This window comes from Halovivax sp., from assembly GCA_007119345.1.
GTDB lineage: Archaea > Halobacteriota > Halobacteria > Halobacteriales > Natrialbaceae > Halovivax.
This window is the reverse complement of sequence record SKPV01000067.1, coordinates 1-3,439: the sequence shown is the minus strand read 5'-3', so window position 1 is coordinate 3,439 and position 3,439 is coordinate 1. Positions and strand designations below refer to the sequence as shown.

The 3,439-nt window shown below is 73.3% G+C and carries 3 protein-coding genes; all 3 read right to left on the bottom strand.

Translation table 11 applies throughout. From position 1 onward, the window contains the following. Positions 1 to 7: 7 nt before the first annotated feature. The 3 genes from QZT59_RS04930 to QZT59_RS04920 are packed head-to-tail and all read right to left on the bottom strand — an operon-like array spanning position 8 to position 3,203. Entirely contained in the window at positions 8 to 1,225 is a 1,218-nt protein-coding gene (locus QZT59_RS04930) for an ABC transporter permease (RefSeq protein WP_290812199.1), read from the bottom strand. Further along, entirely contained in the window at positions 1,218 to 2,405 is a 1,188-nt protein-coding gene (locus tag QZT59_RS04925; RefSeq protein ID WP_290812196.1) for an ABC transporter permease, read from the bottom strand. The genes QZT59_RS04930 and QZT59_RS04925 overlap by 8 nt, the downstream gene beginning before the upstream one ends. Before the next feature lie 3 nt (positions 2,406 to 2,408). Further along, on the bottom strand, positions 2,409 to 3,203 hold the full coding sequence (locus QZT59_RS04920; protein WP_394348638.1) for an ABC transporter ATP-binding protein: 795 nt from the start codon (positions 3,201 to 3,203) through the stop codon (positions 2,409 to 2,411). Positions 3,204 to 3,439 lie beyond the last annotated feature (236 nt).

Sequence of the window (3,439 nt, the reverse complement as noted above, 5' to 3'; positions counted from 1 at the left end):
CGCGGTCTCACGCGGTCGCGTCCGGGAGCCGCCACACCGCGATCGCCGCCGCGAGCGTCCCGACCACGACGGCGACGACGCCGCCCGTCGCGACCGCCCACGGCGGAACGACGACGAGCCCCTCGTACCCGACGACCAGGGTCACGAGCGCGTTCAGCAGGTGCGCGGACGGAACCGCGAGCGCGGCGCCGACCAGCCAGCCGGAGACGCCCAGGATCGCCCCCTGGGCGAGGACGACTCCGACGACGGTCCGTCGGGAGATCCCGATCGCGCCCAGGGTCCGGTACTCCTCGCGGCGCTGGTAGACGTGCAACACGAAGAGCGTGATCGCGAGCGCCAGGCCGGTCAGGACGGCCAATCCGACCAGCACCCCGGCACCGACCAGCACCGCCGCTTGCTGCCCGAGGACGGCCCGGAGCTGTTCCTCGTCGGTCCGGACGGCGTACTCGGGGTACGCCGCGCGCAGGTCGTCGGCGACGGCCGCTACCTCCGCGTCGTCCTCGACGGTGACCGCGATCATCGTGGCGGCGTCGGTGCCGGACGCGCCGGTGAGCGTCTGTAACTCGCTCAGCCTGAGGGTGACCGTCGGCGCGCCCAGGAAGGCCGCGAACGTCTCCGAGATGCCGACGACCTCGTACTCGGTCGCCCTCGCCGTCGCGACGGAGCCGCCGACGTGGAGTCGGTCGCCGACGGAGAGCTCGTATCGCTCGGCCGTTCGGCGATCGACCAGCAACTCGCCGGTCTTCGGCCCGTCGTAGTCTCCGTCCGCGTAGTGGGTGTCGGCGCCGCCGAACCCGTCCCCCTCGTCGATCGAAACCGCGTCCCCGCCGCCGGGAACCCCGGAGGCGACCACGGTATCGAGGTCCGCGGGATCCGTGCCGACGTAGACGGTCTGGAACCCCATCGGCGCCGCCGACCGGACGTCCTCGCGGTCGGCGATCTCGTCGGCGAGCGGGTGCGCGTCGTGGATCGTCGCCTCGAACCCGCCCCCGCCCGCAGCCGTCAGGCCGACGGCGTCGCCGGTGATCCAGACGTCCCGATCCGCCCGCTCGAACTGGCGCTCGCCGGTCTCCAGGACGCCGACGCCGGCGCCCGCGAGGAGCACGATCGCCACCACGGCCATCGCGACCCCGACGACCGCGAGCAGGGTCCGCAGCCGTTCGTGGCGAAGGCCTCCCCAGGCGAGGCCCACGATCGCCGCGACCGTCCCGAGCGGGTTACCCACGGCCTCCCACCTCCGATTCGACTCGGCGGACGACCCCGATCACGGCGGGGATCGCGCAGAGGCCGATCAGCCACGCCGCGCCGAGACCGTACCCGACGAACAGCGAGTGGCTCTCGATCGGCCCGTCGATCCCCACGACCGCGGCCGCCGCGGCGTTCGCCGCCCGGATCCCGACCAGTCCGAGCGCGACGCCGACGACGCCGCCGGCGGTCGCGACGAGGAGCGATTGACCGACGTAGAGGCCGATCCGTCGCCGTCCCGCGATCCCGATCGCCCGGAGGGTCGCGAGCTCCCGCCGGTCGGCGGCGACCTCCATCGCCGTCGCGACGGCGACGAAGATCGTCCCCACGACGACGGCGACGAGCAGGGCGGAAAGCGACAGGGCGAGCGGAAGGTCCGCGTCGAGCAGTCGATCGGTCGTCACCTCGGCGCTCGATCGGACGGTGGCACCCTCGTACAGTCCCTCGAGTTCCGCCGCCGCGTCGTCGTCGGCCTCGACGACGAACCGGTCGGCGACGTCCCGGTCGTCCGCTCCCGTGATCGCCTGCAGCGTGGCGAACTCCATCACGACGATCGGCGAGGCGTCGGCGAGACCGGCGCCGTCCTCCACGCCGGCGATGCGGAGTTCGCGGTCGCCGCCCACCGCGAGACGGTCGCCGCGCTCGGCGGAGAGGAGCGACGCGGCGCCATCGGAGGCGACCACCCGGTCGTCGTCGGCGATCGCGGTCGGGGAGATCCCGTAGACGTCGATTCCCGCGTCCGGGTGGACGCCGACGGCGACGAGCCGCTCGCGGTCGCCGGCGTCGGTCTCGACCGAGAGCACCTCGATCAGCACCGGGGTCGCCGCCTCGACGCCGTCGGTGGCGCGAATCCGTTCCGCCGCCTCGTGGGCTTCCCCGAGCTGGGGGTCGCCCGTCGCGACCAGCGGCGAACCGGCGCCGCTCTCGGGCTCGATCCAGTACTCGTCGCCGCCGACGCCGGTCGCGGGCGCGACCATACCGATCGCGAGGCCCGTGACGACGAGCAACAGCGCGACCGCGATCGCGACGCCGGCGACGCTGGCGCCGATCCGGCCGGGGGCGGTGGCGAACGCGCGGGTGCGAACTCGGCGCACCGCCAGGCCGCACCAGCCCGCGAACCGCCGCCGCGCGCGTCCCGCCGGAGCGTCGTCTCCCGCCATCGGTCAGTCGGGTCCACCGCCGTCGACGCGGGCCCCGTCGCGGAGGCGGACGACGCGATCGGCGATCGCGAGCGTCTCCCGATCGTGCGAGGCGACGAGCACGGCGCGGTCGGTCGCAACTCGCTCGAGCTCGTCCAGGACCCGTCGACCCGCGTCGCTGTCGAGTTCGCCCGTGGGCTCGTCGGCGATGAGCAGCTCCGGTTCGGCCGCGAGCGCCCGGGCGATCGCGACCCGCTGGCGTTCGCCGCCGCTGAGCTGACCCGGGCGGTGGTCCGTCCGGTCTGCGAGGCCGACCCGTTCGAGCAGTTCGGCGGCGCGAGCGCGACGTCGTGCGCGCGCAACCCCGAGTTCGACGAGCGGGATCGCCACGTTCGTCCGGGCCGTGTAGGCCTCGAGCAACCTGAAGTCCTGGAAGACGAACCCGACGCGAGTGAGTCGGTGGCGAACGAGCTCGCGCTCCGAGAGCGACGCGAGGTCGGTTCCCGCGACGGTAATCGCGCCGCGGTCCGGGCGGTCGAGCCCCGCGAGTAACTCGAGCAGCGTGGACTTCCCGCTCCCGCTGGGACCGGCCAGGCCGACGATCTCGCCGCGATTGACGGTCAACGAGACGTCGTCTACGGCGGTCACCGTCGGTCGGTCGCGACCGGGACGCCACGGCAGTAGCCGCGACGCGACGGAGGGCGAGCCGCGGACGTAGCGTTTCGTCACCGAGTCGGCGCGTACCTTCGCTACGGATCGTTGAACACCGGTCTGGGACCCGTCGGAGGGCGGGCGGACGTGGGTGGAATTTTCGATCATGGACGTGTCGTCGAGCGCAGGCCGCTCCCGACGACCGGCGGCCGTCGACGCCACGACGGCCGTGGTCGGGTGCCCGAACCGTTCGACCTGGCAGAGCGGTTCGGCCGACTATTATCTTTGTGGCAGCTCGATTCGACCGGTGTACAGCGCCGCGGCACCGCCCATAACGGCCAGGGTGAGGAGGACGAGGAGAACGATCCACACCGTCGACGGGGCCACGCCGTCGTCTTCGTCTT